This window comes from Oleiphilus sp. HI0117 (assembly GCF_001635235.1).
Window position 1 is genome coordinate 1 of record NZ_LWGA01000471.1, and the last position, 410, is coordinate 410.

General features: G+C 46.6%; 1 pseudogene. It reads left to right on the forward strand.

What is annotated here, in order from left to right:
- Positions 1-35: 35 nt before the first annotated feature.
- A pseudogene (glyA, locus tag A3757_RS05380) lies at positions 36-410 on the forward strand (serine hydroxymethyltransferase); the annotation flags it as partial.

Consider the following 410-nt stretch of genomic DNA (forward strand, 5'->3'; position numbering starts at 1 on the left):
GAGGCTTATTTTTTCCTGAATGATAGAGGCGATGAATGTTTACTCGTGATATGACTATAGCTGGCTTTGATGATGAAATAGCAAATGCAATTACTGCTGAAGCAACGCGTCAAGAAGAACACATTGAACTGATTGCATCAGAAAACTACACCAGCCCTCGCGTGATGGAGGCTCAAGGTTCTGCATTAACGAATAAGTATGCTGAAGGCTATCCGGGTAAGCGTTACTACGGTGGTTGTGAGCATGTTGACGTGGTTGAGCAGCTAGCGATTGATCGTGCTAAAGAGTTGTTTGGTGCTGACTACGCAAACGTTCAACCTCATTCAGGTTCGCAAGCCAATGCTGCTGTTTATATGGCGCTTTGCTCTCCCGGCGATACGGTATTGGGAATGAGCTTGGCTCACGGCGGT